General features: G+C 41.7%; 13 protein-coding genes. 2 read left to right on the forward strand and 11 right to left on the reverse strand.

Features of this window, described 5'->3' with window-relative positions; all coding sequences use genetic code 11:
* Positions 1 to 30 precede the first annotated feature (30 nt).
* The gene (locus HMPREF9072_RS08475) at positions 31 to 1260 is read right to left on the reverse strand and encodes an exonuclease SbcCD subunit D C-terminal domain-containing protein (protein WP_009411314.1); all 1230 of its coding nucleotides are present in this window, start codon (positions 1258 to 1260) and stop codon (positions 31 to 33) included.
* 64 nt (positions 1261 to 1324) lie between these two features.
* Here HMPREF9072_RS08475 and HMPREF9072_RS08480 point away from each other — a divergent pair, with 64 nt between their 5' ends.
* The gene (locus HMPREF9072_RS08480) at positions 1325 to 2491 is read left to right on the forward strand and encodes a class I SAM-dependent RNA methyltransferase (RefSeq protein WP_009411315.1); all 1167 of its coding nucleotides are present in this window, start codon (positions 1325 to 1327) and stop codon (positions 2489 to 2491) included.
* A gap of 4 nt (positions 2492 to 2495) precedes the next feature.
* On the opposite strand, the gene HMPREF9072_RS08485 is transcribed toward HMPREF9072_RS08480, so the two are convergent.
* From HMPREF9072_RS08485 to HMPREF9072_RS08520, 8 genes are read right to left on the reverse strand one after another with little or no spacing between them, the layout of a single operon-like run.
* A complete protein-coding gene (locus HMPREF9072_RS08485; RefSeq protein WP_009411316.1) occupies positions 2496 to 3257 on the reverse strand; it encodes a hypothetical protein in 762 nt (253 codons plus the stop codon).
* 5 nt (positions 3258 to 3262) lie between these two features.
* A complete protein-coding gene (locus HMPREF9072_RS08490) occupies positions 3263 to 3799 on the reverse strand; it encodes a cytochrome c (protein ID WP_009411317.1) in 537 nt (178 codons plus the stop codon).
* A gap of 10 nt (positions 3800 to 3809) precedes the next feature.
* Positions 3810 to 5621 (reverse strand): quinol:electron acceptor oxidoreductase subunit ActD, encoded by a 1812-nt coding sequence (locus HMPREF9072_RS08495; RefSeq protein ID WP_009411318.1) that lies wholly within the window; start codon positions 5619 to 5621, stop codon positions 3810 to 3812.
* Positions 5602 to 7533, reverse strand: coding sequence for a family 20 glycosylhydrolase (locus HMPREF9072_RS08500; protein WP_009411319.1), 1932 nt, complete (start codon positions 7531 to 7533; stop codon positions 5602 to 5604). The genes HMPREF9072_RS08495 and HMPREF9072_RS08500 overlap by 20 nt, the downstream gene beginning before the upstream one ends.
* 5 nt (positions 7534 to 7538) lie before the next feature.
* Complete coding sequence (locus HMPREF9072_RS08505) at positions 7539 to 10439, reverse strand: 4Fe-4S dicluster domain-containing protein (RefSeq protein WP_009411320.1); 2901 nt, start codon at positions 10437 to 10439, stop codon at positions 7539 to 7541.
* A gap of 37 nt (positions 10440 to 10476) precedes the next feature.
* Positions 10477 to 11178, reverse strand: coding sequence for a cytochrome c3 family protein (locus tag HMPREF9072_RS08510; protein ID WP_009411321.1), 702 nt, complete (start codon positions 11176 to 11178; stop codon positions 10477 to 10479).
* 27 nt (positions 11179 to 11205) lie between these two features.
* Positions 11206 to 11790 (reverse strand): dephospho-CoA kinase, encoded by a 585-nt coding sequence (coaE, locus tag HMPREF9072_RS08515; protein WP_009411322.1) that lies wholly within the window; start codon positions 11788 to 11790, stop codon positions 11206 to 11208.
* The gene (locus tag HMPREF9072_RS08520) at positions 11787 to 12719 is read right to left on the reverse strand and encodes a hypothetical protein (RefSeq protein WP_009411323.1); all 933 of its coding nucleotides are present in this window, start codon (positions 12717 to 12719) and stop codon (positions 11787 to 11789) included. The genes coaE and HMPREF9072_RS08520 overlap by 4 nt, the downstream gene beginning before the upstream one ends.
* A 230-nt stretch (positions 12720 to 12949) precedes the next feature.
* On the opposite strand from HMPREF9072_RS08520, the gene HMPREF9072_RS08525 reads away from it, so the two are divergent.
* The gene (locus HMPREF9072_RS08525) at positions 12950 to 13537 is read left to right on the forward strand and encodes a DUF4303 domain-containing protein (RefSeq protein WP_009411324.1); all 588 of its coding nucleotides are present in this window, start codon (positions 12950 to 12952) and stop codon (positions 13535 to 13537) included.
* A 58-nt stretch (positions 13538 to 13595) separates the two neighbouring features.
* Here HMPREF9072_RS08525 and HMPREF9072_RS08530 read toward each other — a convergent pair whose 3' ends face one another.
* Together HMPREF9072_RS08530 and HMPREF9072_RS08535 are read right to left on the reverse strand one after the other, a co-directional pair.
* Positions 13596 to 14435 carry a prephenate dehydrogenase gene (locus HMPREF9072_RS08530; RefSeq protein WP_009411325.1) on the reverse strand — a complete coding sequence of 280 codons (840 nt, stop codon included), beginning with the start codon at positions 14433 to 14435 and terminating at the stop codon, positions 13596 to 13598.
* 7 nt (positions 14436 to 14442) lie between these two features.
* On the reverse strand, positions 14443 to 16791 hold the full coding sequence (locus HMPREF9072_RS08535) for a hypothetical protein (protein WP_009411326.1): 2349 nt from the start codon (positions 16789 to 16791) through the stop codon (positions 14443 to 14445).
* Between the last annotated feature and the right edge of the window lie 274 nt (positions 16792 to 17065).

The following is a 17065-nucleotide window of genomic DNA, read 5'->3' on the forward strand; positions in this document are numbered from 1 at the left end:
ATCAAACACACATCAATTAACCATTAACCATTAATCAGTCGCTTTCTCCATTGCTTCATCAAACAAAGGTTTATAGAATTCAGGCAGCTCTTTTTGGAATTTATTTTGGTAAACCCTTTGTAGTACCTCATAAGGTTGCAGGTCGTTTAAAGTAATTTCCTTTTGCAAAGTTTCCTTTGTAGTGTTTTGTTGCTGTTGGTAGCGCACATCTATACGCGCCAAGCGTACGTGTTTATGAGCGATAGCTTTCAGTATGCTGTTTTTGAGTTCAGGAGCAGGTTCGTTTAGTAATACTTTTACTTCTAAATAAGGAGCAGGAGTATGAGTATGAGTAGTTCCCTTAGGCAAAGAAGCCAAAGCATTCAGCACTTCTTTAACCGGTAGTGGTCGTTCAGGCACGCTTAACATAGGAGTATGCAACGGAATAGGCACTGTTTTAATATCCTGTACACGTCCTTCTTCTAATGAAAAAGCTACCACTTGATGCTGATAATCCTTTTCTGAAAATGATAAGGGTATAGGACTTCCCGAGTATCGTATATGAGCTTTACCACCTAAGGCTTGAGCTTTGTGAATATGTCCCAAAGCAATGTATTGTAACGCGTTAGGAAAACTCGTAGGTTTGAAGCCTTCCATTCCCCCAATAATAGGACGCTCAGCCGTGTCCTCATCGCTGAGTTCTGCTCCCAAAGCGTGCAGATGTCCCATAGCAATCAGCGGTTTTCCTTTGGCAATAGCTAAAGCCTTTTCCGTAATTTCGCGGTAGAAAGCCTCCACCCCTTGAGTATAATCGGGGTTAGTAGTTTCATTTTTAGGAGTATCCCCTAAGCGGAGAAAAGGCACAGCAAGGCAGTAAGCCATTACTTCCTCTTTTTCGTAAAGCGGAATAATAAGACGTTTGTAATCTATCTCTTTCTGTTCATTTCTTTTCACATATCCTACCAAATGCACTTGTGTATCTTCCAAAAGAGGTTGGGGCATTTCAAGGCGTACAGGCGAATCGTGATTACCCGCAATAGCTATAATTTGCAGTTGGGGGAAACGCTCAGTTGCTTGATGAAGAAAATGATAAAACTGCTTTACCGATGCCACTGCAGGGTTAGCAGTATCAAACACATCACCACTGATAAGTAAAACATCAGTATGTTGTTCTTCAATAATTTGCAAAAGATTATCTAAGAAATATTGATGTTCGTTATAGCGGTCGTATTGGTAAAACGTTTGTCCTAAGTGCCAATCGGCAGTATGTAGCAAGTTCATTTTTCAGTTATTTATTTTCTCAGATGGCAAAAATAATGTATATTTGCCATATTTTTGTATACTAATGGAAAATAATTATAAAATGGTAGCCAAAACTTTCTTTGGCTTTGAAGATATTTTAGCTGATGAATTGCGCAATTTAGGGGCTATGCACATAACCAAAGGCGTTCGCAGTGTACAGTTCGAAGGCGATAAAGGCTTTATGTATAAGGCGAACCTCTGCTTGCGTACCGCTTTAAAAATACTGAAACCTATTGCTTCTTTTTATGTGCGTAGTGAGAAAGAATATTACCAAAAACTCTATGACTTCAATTGGCAAACCTACCTAAGAGTAGACCAGACCTTCGCTGTTACAGCCACCTTACAAACCGAACTTTTTAATCACTCTCAATACGTGGCTTTGAAAGCCAAAGATGCCATTGCCGATGCTTTTCGCAATGCCACAGGTCGTCGTCCCAATGTAGATGTACTACACCCCGATTTGGAGATACATATTCATATTCAGCGCAACGAAGTAATTGTGTCACTCGATAGTTCGGGCAATTCCCTGCATCAGCGCGGGTATCGTACAGCTACCAATATAGCTCCTATCAACGAGGTGCTTGCTGCTGGTATCCTACTACTCAGCGGTTGGCAGGGGCAGTGTGATTTCTTAGACCCTATGTGTGGTAGTGGTACTTTTTTGATAGAAGCAGCTATGATAGCTTGTAATATTCCAGCCAATGTACACCGAAAAGAGTTCGCTTTTGAACGTTGGAACGATTTTGATGAAGACCTCTTTAATCTTATCTTTAGCAGTTGTATTAAAAAAATACGAGAGTTTCACCACCAAATTGTAGGATATGATAAAGCACCCTCAGCAGTAGCCAAAGCCAAAGATAACTTAAAAAACGCCGACCTATCTGAGTACATTCAAGTATTCCAAAAAGACTTTTTTGCTACTGAAAAAGAAGATAAACAGCAACCATTACATATGGTGTTCAATCCTCCTTACAATGAGCGTCTACAAACCGATGTAGAACAGCTGTACTCATCGATAGGCAACACTCTTAAACATCATTATCCCAATACCGATGCGTGGTTTATCACTTCTAATTTAGAAGGTATAAAATATGTAGGATTGCGTCCTTCACGAAAAATAAAACTCTTTAATGGTAAATTAGAAAGCCGATTGTTACAATATAAGATGTACGAAGGAAGTAAGAAAGCTAAAAAACAAGCTGAAGAGTAAAGTTTTATTTTACAAAGGGCATTACCATTAAATAGAAATTGATATATTGCCCCAATAATATAAGGACAGCTGTTCCAAAAAGGGGTAGCTTTTTTTGTTTGGCTCGTGAAGATAACAAGATGAGAAAAGGTAGTGCAAAACTGAGAATAAGCATTGCTACAATAGCCTCTCCATAGCCTTTGCTGAGAAGAGTTTGGTAATAAACAGTTTCTTCAGGAATATTGGCGTACCATATCAGCATATATTGTGAGAACCACAAATACGCCCAGAATATAGAGAATCCAAAGAGGTATTTGCCTAAATCAGAATAGTGTTCTGGCTTGCTAAATAAGGTAATGAGGGCAATACCTGAGAGCAGAAAACTGCTGAGTAATTGCCACGCAAAGAGGGTGCTGTGCCATTCGGGAGTAAGGCTTAAAAGCCAATCCCACGCCATTGGAGTTTCGGTAAGAAAGAAAATGACTAAAAATAGTACGTGAGGCGTTAAAGTCTTAAACTTTTTTAAAGTATAGCAATACCCCACCCATACTGCCATATAGCCCACAGTACGCAACAGAAAATAAGGTTCGTGATGCATTATATACAGCACTCCCAACAAAACTAATAACACTAACCATAAAGGTGTTGTGATACGCTTCATTATAGGGTACAAACTCATAGCCCACTCAGCGTGCGTAACTTTGTTGATAGCATAGAATACTAATACCCCTACCAACGTAGGCGCTACAAACAACAAAATTGAATATGTTAAAAACAATATGCTCATACTTCTTACCTCTTATCTCTTAGCTGTTCAACGTACATTGCTACTTGCCAGCGTTCTTTCTCACTCAGCTGATTAGCAAAAGCGGGCATTGTATTGCGTCCGTAGTAAAGTACGTGGTAAATGCTACCTTCGGTGAGCTCTCTGCTCTTGTAGTTGGGAACGCCTAAAATCTTCTCCCTTTGCACTAAAACTCCTTTGCCGTCACCTTTCTCACCGTGACAGAGCGCACAATAGATGCCGTAAAGTTTTTTGCCATCGGTTAGGTTTTGAGTTTGTTGTAGGGTATCAGTTGCTAAGGGGGTGTGCAATTGTGCTTTGGCTTGCTCATAACCTTCAATAGTATTAGGGTAGCGGTAGGGCAACTCACCTCTTTTTACAGTGTGCTCAGGAGGGGAGAGCGGTGCGACTTCATAAGTTTTATAAGCAGGACTCTCGTACATATCGGGCATAAACTCAATGTTGCGCTCTTGTTTGTTCCTACAACCAACTACCAATAATATTATTAGCAATAAATACTTTATATAATTATTAAAATGTTTCATTTCTTACCTCTTACTTCTTTTCTCTTACCTGAATTACAAATTTATCATCACTACTTTTCTTTATAGGATTTTCAGCTTTTTTGAACGGATATAACCTACTTCTGATAAAGAAACTAATAACCAATAGATGCGCTGCAAAATATACAACCAACTCGAATATTACGGGTACAAAAGCAGGGAGGTTTTGCCAGAAAGTGGCATTAGGCTTTCCACCAATATCCATTGGCCAGTCTTTTATCATTGTGAAATAGGTGAGCCAACACCCGAAAAACAAGCCTATGAGTCCGTATAGAAAAGTAGCTTTGCCTAAGCGAGTGCGCTTAAGCCCCAAGGCTTTGGCTAAACCGTGTACATAGAAAGGCGTATATACTTCTTGAAATTCCTTGCCTTCTGATTTTAATTCTTTTATTTTATCTAAAAGTTCTTCAGGCGAGGTAAGAGTTAAGAGATAAGAGTTAAGAGACTCCTGCCCGCTAACATCTGTCCCCTGACATCTGTCCCCTGACACCTGAGACCTACCCCCTTTCACTTCTGCTTGTGCAATCATCGGGAAACTTCTTGCATATAATAAGAACAACAAAAAGAAAAATCCCAAAGTGCCTACAAATATCCCTATATCCACCCACGTAGGACTGAACATCGTCCACGACGATGGCAGATAACCGCGGTGTAGTGAGGTAACGATAATCACAAAACGCTCGAACCACATCCCTACACATACTACCAAAGCAACACATACTGAGAAAGTGATACTACGACGTAACTTTTTGAACCATAGCAATTGGGGGAGGGCTATATTGCAAATAATCATTGTCCAGAATGCCCACCCATAAGCACCTGTAGCACGATTGCGGAATACGTATTGTTCAAACTCTGAGTGAGAGCGCATTGCCATAAAAAACTCGGTGAGATAAGCAACCGCTACAATACTACCTGCAACTAACATCACAATGTTCATCAACTCGATGTGTTTGAGGGTGATATAAGCTTCTAACTTACATACTTTGCGCAAGATAATCAGTAGCAAACTCACCATTGCAAACCCCGAAAAGATAGCCCCTGCTACAAAGTAGGGCGGGAAGATAGTAGTGTGCCAACCAGAGACTACCGAAGTAGCAAAATCAAAAGAGACAATGGTATGCACCGAAATGACTAACGGAGTGGCAATACCTGCCAAGAGCAACATTGTTTCTTCCATACGTTGCCAATCTTTGGCGCGACCACTCCACCCAAAACTCAGCAAGCTGTAAATCTTCTTCTGAAAAGGCTTGAGAGCACGGTCGCGCAACATAGCAAAATCGGGGAGTAAGCCCACCCACCAAAACACTAAGGATACCGAAAAGTAGGTAGCAATAGCAAACACATCCCATAGCAAAGGCGAGTTGAAATTGTCCCACAACGAGCCGTATTGGTTAGGAGTAGGCAAGTTGAAATGCAATAACCACGGTCTGCCTAAATGCAGTATCGGGAAGATACTCGCTTGCAACACCGCAAAGATAGTCATTGCTTCAGCTGAGCGATTGATAGCTACCCGCCACTGTTGGCGAAAGAGCAACAATACTGCTGAAATGAGAGTCCCCGCGTGCCCGATACCTATCCACCACACAAAGTTGGTGATGTCCCACGCCCAGCCTACGCTTTTGTTGAGCCCCCACGCGCCTATGCCATCGCGCAAGGTTACCCATATTGCCCATACCCCCCAGAGGGTCGCCAAGAGGGTAATGCCAAAGGCAATCCACCACGCACGCGAAGCACGACCTTCTATGGGGCGCGCTATATCTTCACTGATGGTATGGTAGGATTTATCGTTGAGTATCTGCATAAATAAGATTTTTTACAGCGTCCTTGCCGTCCGGAGTTACGAATACACAAGTGAATTGCCATTTTACCAATCGCACTTCAGGGGTAGAGAAAGCACCCACGGGTAGCTTGAGAAACACTTTATTCCATCCCTTATTGAGTGTAACTTGTAAAGGAGGACGCACTTGGAAATTTTCGTTAGTAAGAGGTATTTCGTTAGAGAGTTCTCTGTGAGTTGATTCCCATATAGGAGGAGAGAGTTCAGTATCGTTTAGCCAAATCTTGCTCTCCTTATAATCCCATTTGCCTTGTGGCGGAGGAAGGTCTTTTTCCGACCGACTGTAATCTTGAAAACTTACCCATAAACCAACCGATTGTTCTTTGGGTGAATATACATAAGTGTAAGCATAAGCAGTGTGGTTGGGTTGAGGGTTTTTATAGAAAGCAGGTACAAGGTCACCCCAAGTATGTCGCAAATAAATACCTGCCCCTATGGCTTTATGAGTGTGATAAGTTTTTCCTTCATAAGAGTAGCTTTCTTTTAAGGCTTTCTCAGGCGGAAAAGATAGAGAAAGGTTGCCATTGTTAGGGAATGCATCGGTAATGCGCCAAACTACTTTCGTTTGAGGTACGTAGGCAAAGGGTTCGGCAGTAAAGTGATGGGTTTTATGCCAACACATACGCCTTTCAAAATCAGCAAACTGCCGGAATATAGGGTTGCTAGTATCAGTAGGGAGCATAGTGCCTTTGCCATCAAAATATTCGCTACCTCCTCCTTTCCAAGAGCGCTCGGCTAAGGTGAGCATTGCAGGATAGAAATTGTTTTGGATGAGAATATTTCTCTCTCCTCTGATATAGCGGTCATTCCACAGCCCTATAATAGCTCCCGCGTGCTCATCGTCGCCTTGGGCTACATTTAAAATTCTGCTGTTGTAGAGGGCAACCAAATCGGCGAAAGCATCGAAATGATTGATATAGTGAAATTTGCTATCGATAGCAGGGATGCCTTTTTGTGCTTTACCCCGATAGCTCCACAGTTGTGTCATATCTATTTCACCTGCTCTATATTGCCACCCAGGGTTCCACGAAATCACCTTTTTGCCTTTATGGCGCAGGTAAGCCACCATTTCAGGTACAAATTGCGGATTGCTAAAAACTACTTCATCAGTGCCTATATGAATATAAGGAACATCAAAATTTTCGACTACCTCATCCAATAGTTCTTTGAGAATTGCCATTCCTTTTTCCGATTGCATATCTACCCTAAAAGCCTTTTCAAAAGCGCGACTGTGTCCAGGCATATCAATTTCGGGGATGAGCAATACATTGTGTTCTTTGCAGAAAGCAACTAACTCTTTGGCTTCTTGTAGGGTATAGTATTGGGCAGGCATACGTTCATAGCTAGACGGTGCATTGAGTTCAGGATAACGCAAACTCTGCAAACGCCACCCTTGATTTTCGGTGAGATGCCAATGAAATACATTGATTTTGTACTGCGAAAGTAGTGCTATTTCTCTTTTCAACTCCTCCAAACTCATAAAGGTGCGTCCTACATCTTGCATAAAACCGCGTACTCTAAAAGCAGGATAATCAATGATTTTGCACCCTTCGTAATAGGCTTTATTGCCTTTAGTAACCAAAAGTTGTTTTAGGGTTTGTTTTGCCCAATATACGCCTTTCCCACTGATCGCCCGAATGAGGATATAATTTTTGGTAACTTCTAACATATACCCTTCTTCTTTATTGATGGGAATTTCGGGCAAATCGGCTACTCTTTCTACAATAATGAGCGGGCGTGTTTCTGCCGAGGCTACCTTGTAGCGTTGTCCATTAGCGATGACTTGTTGCGGTGCAGGCAATAAGTGGTCTATCCCTGCATACAGTACACAAGGAGAAACACACCAAAAGTATATGAAAAATATATAAAACTTCATAAATTCTAATTCCTAACTTTCACTTGATACACCACATTAGGGTCTGTCCCCAGCTCTGCTAAAAGCTGATACATACGATCGCTGGCACTGAGTTGGGTGATTTTGCTTCCTTCTTCGTTAGCATCGCCAAATACCATAGCCCCTGTATTACAAGCAGCTGCACAAGCTACTACATTGTTGAACTCTCCTGGGGCAACCGCACGACCTTCTCTTTTGGCTTTTAGAATCACCGCTTGGGTGTTCTGGATACAGAGGGAACACTTTTCCATTACCCCTCGCGAACGTACCGTTACATCGGGGTTGAGCACCATACGCCCTATTTCGTTGTTCATATTGTAGTTGAACTGCTTGTTTTCACTATACTGAAACCAGTTGAACCGACGTACTTTGTAAGGGCAGTTATTGGCACAGTAGCGAGTGCCTACACAGCGGTTGTAAGCCATTTGGTTTTGTCCTTGCTGTCCGTGAGCCGTAGCGATTACGGGGCAAACAGTCTCACAAGGGGCATTATTACAATGCTGACACATCACGGGCTGAAAGCCTACGCACCTTTGTTCGTTTTCTCTTGATTCATAACGATCGATGCGCAACCAGTGCATATCGCGCGAGCGGCGCACTTCTTCTTTGCCTACTACGGGCACATTGTTCTCGGCGTGGCAAGCGATCACACAAGCCGCACAACCCGTGCAAGCATTCAGGTCGATAGAGAGTTTAAAGTGATGTGGGGTAGTAGGGTCTTTTTTTGTTTTAGGGGGGTGAGGGTTCCACACTTCCGCAGAGGAGTTTAAGAAAGTATCTAAACTGATTTCTTTAAGAATATTTTTACGCCCTACCAATTCATTTTGCAGTTGCAAGCAGGCAAATTCGTGTGTGCCGTCTGCTTTTTCTATCTGTACGCCTTGTGTTTTACAATGGTTTTTATAAAGCACAAAAGCATTGACACCCACTTGCATTTCGGTTTGTATGCCCGCCTTGCGCCCATAACCTAAGGCAAGCCCTACACTGCCTTGTGCTTGCGCAGGGGTGATAAGTACGGGAGCAACAATACTTTTGCTGTTAGCACTCACTTTCGCCTGATGTCCGTCCAAAGCACCGTCGGCGGTATGCCAATTCTCAATGCCTAAGGTTTGGGCATCGGTAGGGTGCATCGTGAGGAAGTTATCCCACGTAGTGCGGTGGATAGGGTCGGGGAGCTCTTGTAGCCAAGGATTGTTAGCCTGCTGTCCATCGCCCAAAGCGGTGCTGGTATACAGGCTGAGTTCAAAAGGTGTTTCTACTAATTCTCTGGGAAGTACTGTACCTATTAGCCTTAAAGTTTCCTCACGTGTGAGGGTCATAGGCGGTTTCCTCAGTGAAGGGATTTTTTCTTCTTTCGGAAACTCAAAAGATTTTATATCTTCTTTTACAAAAGTGCCATCGTGTAGGGCTTGTTCCCAAGAAAATCCTTTTAAGATATGGGCTTCCCAATGAGCTTTGATAAAATCGTAATAGCTTTCATTGTCTCCTATCCATTGTAAGAAACAGTCTTGCCATTGTTTGGTGTTGAAAAGCGGACGTATACAAGGTTGCATCAGTCCGTAGTGCCCATATTTAAATTCTACATCGCCCCACGACTCTAAATAATGCGGTTGAGGTGCCCAAAAGGTCGTTTGTTGTGCGGTTTCATCAGCGCGCATCGCAAAAGATACCGAAAAAGGTACTTTCTTCAAGCCAGCGGCAAACACTTCGGCATTAGGCAAACTGTATAAGGGGTTGAGATTGTTGATAAAGAGAACGCCTACCTTACCTTCGTTCATATCAGTGAGTAGCTGTTGTAGAGCTTTAACATTACCTTTACGGGTAAGCACGGGAGTTTGAGGCGAGAAAGCTTCACTTTGGAGATGTTCATTGATAGCAAAAGCGATTAATTGAGCTTCAACGCTATCAATACCTGTTAGTACTAAGGATTTGCTACCCGCTTTTTTGAGTTCGGAAGCTATTTTCTTTATTTTGTCTTCAATAGTAACTTTATTCTCCTCTTTTTCTATAATATAGGTTGGGAAATGAAATTGTTCATTCTCCTCAAAACCTTTTAGGTATTGGAAACAGTAAGCCAATGCTTTTTTCACTTGGTCAGGAGTGAGTGCGATACGCTCATCGGCATTAACGCCTGTAAGGCTGAGGTTGGCTTCCAACTGAATATGGCGCGACATTCCGTTTGCTTTGCTGGGGATACGCCCTTGCGCATAGCCTGATTCATAGCCTCCACCATTCCAATCGCCCAAGAAATCGGCATCAAAGGAAACGATGAGCTTTGCCTTGCTAAAATCGTAATCGGGCATCGCGCGCAGTCCATAACGTTTTTCAAAAGCTCTGAGAGTAGCCTCTTCTGAAACGGTATCGTATTCTATAAGTTTAAAAGTAGGGTATTTTTCTTTTAATAGTTCTACAAGAGCATAACTCGACGGGCTTGCGAGTGTTTGACTGAGCATCACAATTTGCTTTCCTTCAGCTTTTGCTTTCTCTAAAGCTGTAATGGCTTTAGTATCTAGCTGTTGCCATAATTCCCCTCCTTGAGAGAGAGTAGGGGAGGGGTTTCTATGCTCGTCATACAAACTCAACACCGATGCCAATATCCTTGCATTCACTGCTCCTCCTGCTTTGGCTTCAGGGTTGCGCAATACAGCAATGGGTCGCCCTTCGCGAGTTTTCACCAGTACGCTGGCAAAGTCAAAACCATCGGCGATACAAGTAGCGTAGTAATTGGCTTCACCTGCTACAATGCTTTCGGGCTGTATTACATACGGAATCGTTTTGTGTACCGCCCCTTCGCAACCTGCTAATGCTGCCACCGCTGTAGAAAAACCTAAGAATTTTAGGAAATCCCGCCGTGATGTTGATATATTATGTATATTCTCATTCGTCATTCGTAGCTCGTAATTTGTAACTCGTAATTCGTAATTATTAGTAGTGGCATTTAGCACATTCTAAGCCTCCCATTTCGGCAACCGTCAGTTTGGCTACATTTAGCTTTTTAGCTAAAGCCTTATGCACTTCTTCATAGTGCTGATAATAAGGGTTGTTAGCATTCACAGGCATTTGACGGTGGCAGTTTATACACCACCCCATCGTAAGAGGAGCGTACTGCTGTACCACCTCCATTTGTTGTACTTCGCCGTGGCATTTCTGACATTCCAATCCACCTACAGCTACGTGCTGACTGTGATTGAAATAAGTAAAGTCGGGGAGTTTGTGAATGCGTATCCACTGCACCCCTTTAGGAGTGCCCGTATAGCGAAATTTCTGCTCGTCCCAGCCTACTGCTTCGTATAATTTCTTGATTTCTTTGGTGTAAAATTCCTTAGTGTAACCATTGGCGAGATCCTCCTCACCTTCATATTCCGAAATGGTATTATGGCAACCCATACATACATTGAGTGAGGGCACACCTGCTACTGCCGAAGTCCGCGCCCCTGAGTGGCAATATTTACAATCGATTTGGTTATCACCTGCGTGAATTTTATGAGAGAAGTGAATAGGTTGTATAGGTTCATAGCCCTCGTCTACCCCTATCTGCATCAGAAAGGCGTAAAGAACGTATGTAATGCCTAAAAAAGCAATAATAAGGGTTGATATAATGATAATCTTTTTCAATTGATAATTCATAATTGACAATTGACAAATGCCGTTGCGTTACAAACTTTGGCAAAGTTGAAAATGTATCCTCTTTACTTGTTCTTTGGCACTTTCTAAATCGATGTTCTCAATCACCGCATTTGAGAGGGCAATGCGCTGGGCATCACTCCATTGTTGTGCCATACGCGCTCGCACTTGGGCTTCGGTGCAATGGTCGCGTGCCATTACGCGGGCAATACGCACCTGCTCAGGTGCTGTAACCGTGATGATATAATCACAATCCTTATAGCTTCCACTTTCAAAGAGGATAGCGGCTTCTTTCAGTACATAAGGTGAAGTTTGCTTCTTTGCCCACTGATTAAAATATTTTGCAAGAGCAGGATGTACAATGCCGTTGAGTATCGCCAATTTCTCAGAATTGTTAAACACAATTTGGGCGATATAAGCGCGGTTATATTCTCCATTTTGGTAAGCCTCCTCACCAAAAGCAGCGATAATGCGTTTCTTTACCTGCGCATCGGTAGCGATGAGCACTTTAGCTTGTTCATCTGAATTGAATACCGAGATGCCTAAGGTAGCAAATTCTTTGGCTATAGTGCTTTTGCCACTGCCAATACCTCCTGTAAGTCCTACTACCATCATTCTTTGCGTATTAGAAAATCAACGGAGGTTTCTTTCATAAAAGCTACCTTTATGCGTCGTTTATGAGTATTGAGTTGTAGTGGTATATGGTTGTCGGTTGCTTCGCACAAATCAGCAGTTACTTCAATATCGTTAGGAGTAAGGGTCTTTAAGATACTCAATTCACCTGTACAAAGTACACTCACTTCGTCGGGGAAGACTTTTACTTGACTCTCTTTCGGTACGCCCATCACCTTCACAGGCACGCGCAATTCCTGCTCGCTCACCTTATCGACAAAGGCTTGCATCACAATTTTATGAGCGTTATAATGTACCCAAGGAGTGCTTTTGAGCGTATAAGTTTCACCGAAATTGTCTTTTAGCGGACGTTTGTGACGGTATTGGAAAGTTACTTGTGTGAGCGTATCTATCACTTTTTGGCTACCTGAAGCTACTACCGAATCGGGTAAGAGGCGCAATTCCGTAAGTTGGTATTCTTTAGGGAATTCCACGTTTAGGTGTACTACTACGGGTATTTTTTTGGTGCGTTTGGGTACTAAGTATAGTTGTAGAGTATCGGAGACTACCGAGCGTATTCTGAAATTCGATAGGTAAGTATTGCTGAGTTTGTCCTTACTGCTTTTAGAGAGTGTGTAAAAGTGTTCGCCCACTTCTTGTAAATCGGAGAAATCTACGGTAAGGGTAGCATTTTGTCGGTAGGATTTCAGAAGAGAAAAACCATTGCCTTCTACTGTTATTCTCACGTAGTTAGGAGCAGAGGGTAGAAATACCTTGTCGGCTGGCAGATTGATAACCGTTACTGGTACTGATAATTCTCTGATGAGATTTTTAGAGAGTTTCTTCAGCGACCAAATGAATACCGAGAGCAACAGGCATATCACAAAAGTGAGGTTGCGACGATTAGTGAAAAAGAGGCGAAATGGCTTCATAATTAGGTAAAGGGTAAATTTTGGCACAAAGGTATAAACTTTTATTGAGAGCGCAAAATAATACTTATTAATACTATAATGCCAATTAATACTATAATACCAAAATATTACTCATTTTAAGAATATCAATAGCTTGCATTTTTATATCTATTTTTTTGTATATTGGAAATAAATTGTACATTTGCCAATATAGAAATAAATTCATTTAAATAAGAATAAAAAATAATCATATGAATGAACAACAAAAATACCACATTCAGCAATTAGCACAAAACCTTATTCGTTATTCATTTACTAAAATCAAAGCGCAAACTGATAGAGAAGGCAAACATCTTTTAGCTTATTACTTTTCTTTGGTAGACGACTTTTTTGCTGCTGCCGATAACGCTATTACTCGTGAAGATAGGCAGGCTTACAATCCCCAAGCATCTATTTTATATGCTATATGGAGTGGCAGATGCTATACTTATGAAGGTAGTTACGAGCCTGTAAAACAAAACGCTGACAATTGGTTAGACAATCAAAGCTATTTGTATAAAGAAACTTATCAAATAATAGAAGCGCTTGGTGACGATGATGATACTTATGAAGAAAAATACGAGGCAATTCGGAAAGATTTTGAAGAATGTTTGCTAAGAGCCTTACAGCAATGCGATGCTGAAGGTGTTTTTGGTAATCGTTTAGAAAGTGGTTTAGTACTCTTTGCCTTTTATGTAGACGATTATGACAAAAACGGGAAAGGCTCTATGTTATACCGTTCTGCCCAACTGCTCAACCCTCAAAAAGATTGGTCGTTACTGATAGATAATTACAACTAAAAAATAACGGGTATATACCCGTTACGGCTCGCGTATATACCCGTTTGGTATTAGAAAACTATTTGAGTATTTTCCTAATATAATTGGCTTCGTGGATACTTTGGGTAAGGGCTTCGGATTGTTCAGTTTCGATGAGGGTTCTGAAAGCTTCTAAATTCTTGATATATTCATTGAGGGCTTTTAGCACATTGTCCTTGTTCTCCAAAAAGATAGGACACCACATCTGAGCGTCACTTTTTGCCAAACGCACCGTAGAGGCGAACCCTGTACTGGCTAAATCGAAGATTTGAGCTTCGTCTTTTTCTATCTCTAAAACGGTTTTGCCCAGCATAAACGAACTTACGTGCGAGAGGTGTGATACATAGGCAGTATGCAAGTCGTGGTCAGAAGGTTGCATCATCTTCACGCGCATATTAAGGGCTTTTACAATACTCAACGCACGGTCAAGCAGTTGCCAATTGCTTTTTTCTACTTCACAAAGTGCCATTACTTTCCCATCGAAGAGGTTGTAAAGAGCTGCCTCAGGTCCTGAATGCTCGGTACCTGCCATAGGGTGCGCTGCTACAAAATTTTGCCTATGGGGGTGCGTAGCTACTACCTCGCAGATGTGACTTTTTACAGAACCTGCGTCCATTACTAACGTGTGCTCGCCTACTTTATTGAGCACCTCTATAAGCACTTCGCCTATATGGTTCACGGGTACTGCTATGAGCACGAGGTCGGCATCGGTGAGATGGTTGTAATCCGTACTTTCATCGATGATGCCTAAGGCTAAGGCTTTTTCTATATGATTAGGGTTTAGGTCGATACCAGCAATGTGGTAGCCCAAACGTTTTTTTAATTCTAAGGCAAAGGAACCTCCTATGAGACCTAAGCCTATGATGACTGCTTTTTTCAATTCGATATTAATTAGCTAATTGTCTCATAGTGTAGAGCACCAATTCAGTGGGTGATTTTTCAGTAACTATCCAAATAGATTTATCTAAATCTACATCTATTGCAATGGGGGATACTGATTCTACGGGAAAGTCTTTTAACAATTTTCCTTTTTCGTCGTATAAATAGGCTTTTTTGGTGTTTTGTTCGTTTACTGAGACGTAGTTGATGCCACGAATACGGAACTGTTTAGGACGGGCATATTTACCTTCGGGAAGTTCAATGCGTTGCCCACCTATGGTAAGTATATTGCCCGAAAGAGAGGTAAGTGCATAACGATTACCTTCCCAATAAAAAGGTTCTACCAGCGATGGATTTGTGCGATTCATTCCTCCTTTCTCATCGATAGAAATAAGGTTACCTTCTTGAGTGGTGAACATAAACAAGTTATTGAATACCAAAGGAGGATTGTTGGAGAAACGATAGTTACCCTTTACTGTTATTCTGTTTTCACCGTTGCGGTGCAAGATATTAAAGATACCATTATCGGAAGGGTAGATAAGATAGTCTTTGCCATTGAAACGGTAATGCTTAGGAGTAAACAAAGGTTTTCCATTGGTGCGCTGTAAGAAGCCTTTCACTTGTTGTCCTTTTCTGTCTAACAGGTGCAAGATATTGTTTTCGGCAAAGAGGAAGCGGTATTCGCGATTGCTATCGTAATCGAACACCTCCAAAGGTGTGATAGGGTTTTGATATTTTAGAGGGAAAGGCTCTACCACATTGCCGTTGCGGTCAATAATCCAGATAGACTTTTCGGTAGTGAAAGCCATTTGCAAGAAGCCGTTTTTAAATAAATCGACCTGGTAAATAGGGCTTTGTATCTTTCCGTCTAAGCGTTTTTTCCACAAGAGAGAACCGTTGTTACCTATCAAATATAAATCGTTATTAGTGTCTTGCACGGCTATTTCGAGTTGTTTGGTGCGGTGGTTTAAGAGAATGGTAGGAGGGATAACCATTTGGTCGTCTAACGTAAGGCGGAAACGTTCTTTCATCTCATCGGAAAGAGTGCTTTCAGTTTGTTTTTGACTGATGAAATTGAGCACGTAATAGTCGTTTTGAGGGGTTTGTTGGAATACTGCCCAGCGATAGTTTTCGGCTATATAAGGATATTTGCTGCTAAAAGCTGTGTTGTCATAAAGATTTGTGAGTCGCGTAACACTTACGTTGGAAGCGCTGTTTTGTTCTAACCAATCGTAAGATTTATTGGCTGAAAGCACATTGCCTCGTTGCATATCGTTGATTACTGAGGTAAGAAGGTCTTTGGTGGTAGTAAACACGAGAAACTTTTCATACACTCCGACGTATTTAGGGACAAACTGAGGTACAAAAGCCGTGAAAAAATCCATTGGGAGGTCGGGGTTGAGTTCGTACATAGAGAAGTTGTGCTGAAAGTCTTCTGAGAGTACGGGCAACTGTTTGATGGTCTCATCTACATCAAAAGAAGAGGCGACAGCAAATTGACCTTCGGGGGTTTGAGCAAAAGCTACCCCATTGATAGAGGTTTTAAACGGATTATTGGTAGCTGTACTATCGTTTTGAGCGAGCTTATCGCCGTCGTCGAAAGTGTAAGAAACGAGTGAACGCAAGCGCGCGGGAAGTACGTTTAACACATTGTTTTGATAGGGTAGGGTGTGTGCCATTATATCGGCATTGGCATTGGCAATGAGTGCCATACCGCTAAAACGTATGTTGTTTTCTTCTAAGAAAAGGTCGAGAGAGACCCAATCTTTTACATTTTGCAATATCTCGGTTCCGAAGAACGATTTGAAGTAAGCATTTGCTTCGTCTTTTTGGAAGAAAAGAGTGGCAACACATTCGGTATTACCTACTTTTTGGAGTTGTTCCAAAGACTGTTGCCGTGGTGTTTTAGTTTCTTGTTTCAGTTGTTGATAAGCCGAAACAGTTTCGGAATCGCCTATAACCAAGTTGTTATCGGCTATGGTGTAAAACCATTCTTTACCAAACTGAGCTTGTTTTTGGATTTGAGTATCGGCATTGCGCCAAAAACTAATAGTATCGTTACTAATACGGGGAGTTATGGCAAAGAAATGACCTTCGGTATCAAAAGCTACCCACAAGTTATCATCGGTGGGAATGCTATTAAGGAGTTTTACCTCGTGTGGGCGCAACTGATGAGGATTGAGCGTCTTCCAAAAGGTATTGTTAGCAATGGCACTGAGGAAGTTGTCTTTATCGTTGATGCGGAAAAGCATTTGCGTATTATCGGGGAAGAGCAAGGGTGTTACCTCCTCTTTCTTCTCTTTGGAATCGCAGGCGAGCAGGGATAAAAACAGCGTTATGTAAAAAAGAATGCGCATAATTAAGATGTTTCAATGAAAGCAGTGTAATATGCAATGAAGTGCAAAGGTAGGAAAAAATTTTTTAATACCAAAAATGCTGATAATGCCAATAATAGTAATTTAACTTTGGCAAAGTTTAAAACTTTGCCAAAGTTTGAGATGAAAAAGCGACGTATTGGGGAGGTTAGGAGGAGACGGAAGATGTCGGAGAGAAACGGAAGGGTGCGTTGAGGTAAAAGGTAAAAGATGAGCTGTAAATTGGGTGGGGTTAGCTTATAGAGAGCTTATAGGA

This window comes from Capnocytophaga sp. oral taxon 324 str. F0483 (assembly GCF_000318315.2).
In the GTDB taxonomy this organism is placed as follows: Bacteria; Bacteroidota; Bacteroidia; order Flavobacteriales; family Flavobacteriaceae; genus Capnocytophaga; species Capnocytophaga ochracea.

Bases quoted from the DNA above. Each gene is read 5' to 3' on its own strand.
- HMPREF9072_RS08490 (WP_009411317.1), bottom strand. From the start codon at position 3,799: ATGAAACATTTTAATAATTATATAAAGTATTTATTGCTAATAATATTA.
- HMPREF9072_RS08505 (WP_009411320.1), bottom strand. From the start codon at position 10,439: ATGACGAATGAGAATATACATAATATATCAACATCACGGCGGGATTTC.
- coaE (WP_009411322.1), bottom strand. From the start codon at position 11,790: ATGATGGTAGTAGGACTTACAGGAGGTATTGGCAGTGGCAAAAGCACT.
- HMPREF9072_RS08525 (WP_009411324.1), top strand. From the start codon at position 12,950: ATGAATGAACAACAAAAATACCACATTCAGCAATTAGCACAAAACCTT.
- HMPREF9072_RS08535 (WP_009411326.1), bottom strand. From the start codon at position 16,791: ATGCGCATTCTTTTTTACATAACGCTGTTTTTATCCCTGCTCGCCTGC.
- HMPREF9072_RS08500 (WP_009411319.1), bottom strand. From the start codon at position 7,533: ATGAAGTTTTATATATTTTTCATATACTTTTGGTGTGTTTCTCCTTGT.
- HMPREF9072_RS08475 (WP_009411314.1), bottom strand. From the start codon at position 1,260: ATGAACTTGCTACATACTGCCGATTGGCACTTAGGACAAACGTTTTAC.
- HMPREF9072_RS08495 (WP_009411318.1), bottom strand. From the start codon at position 5,621: ATGCAGATACTCAACGATAAATCCTACCATACCATCAGTGAAGATATA.
- HMPREF9072_RS08510 (WP_009411321.1), bottom strand. From the start codon at position 11,178: ATGAATTATCAATTGAAAAAGATTATCATTATATCAACCCTTATTATT.
- HMPREF9072_RS08520 (WP_009411323.1), bottom strand. From the start codon at position 12,719: ATGAAGCCATTTCGCCTCTTTTTCACTAATCGTCGCAACCTCACTTTT.
- HMPREF9072_RS08480 (WP_009411315.1), top strand. From the start codon at position 1,325: ATGGAAAATAATTATAAAATGGTAGCCAAAACTTTCTTTGGCTTTGAA.
- HMPREF9072_RS08485 (WP_009411316.1), bottom strand. From the start codon at position 3,257: ATGAGCATATTGTTTTTAACATATTCAATTTTGTTGTTTGTAGCGCCT.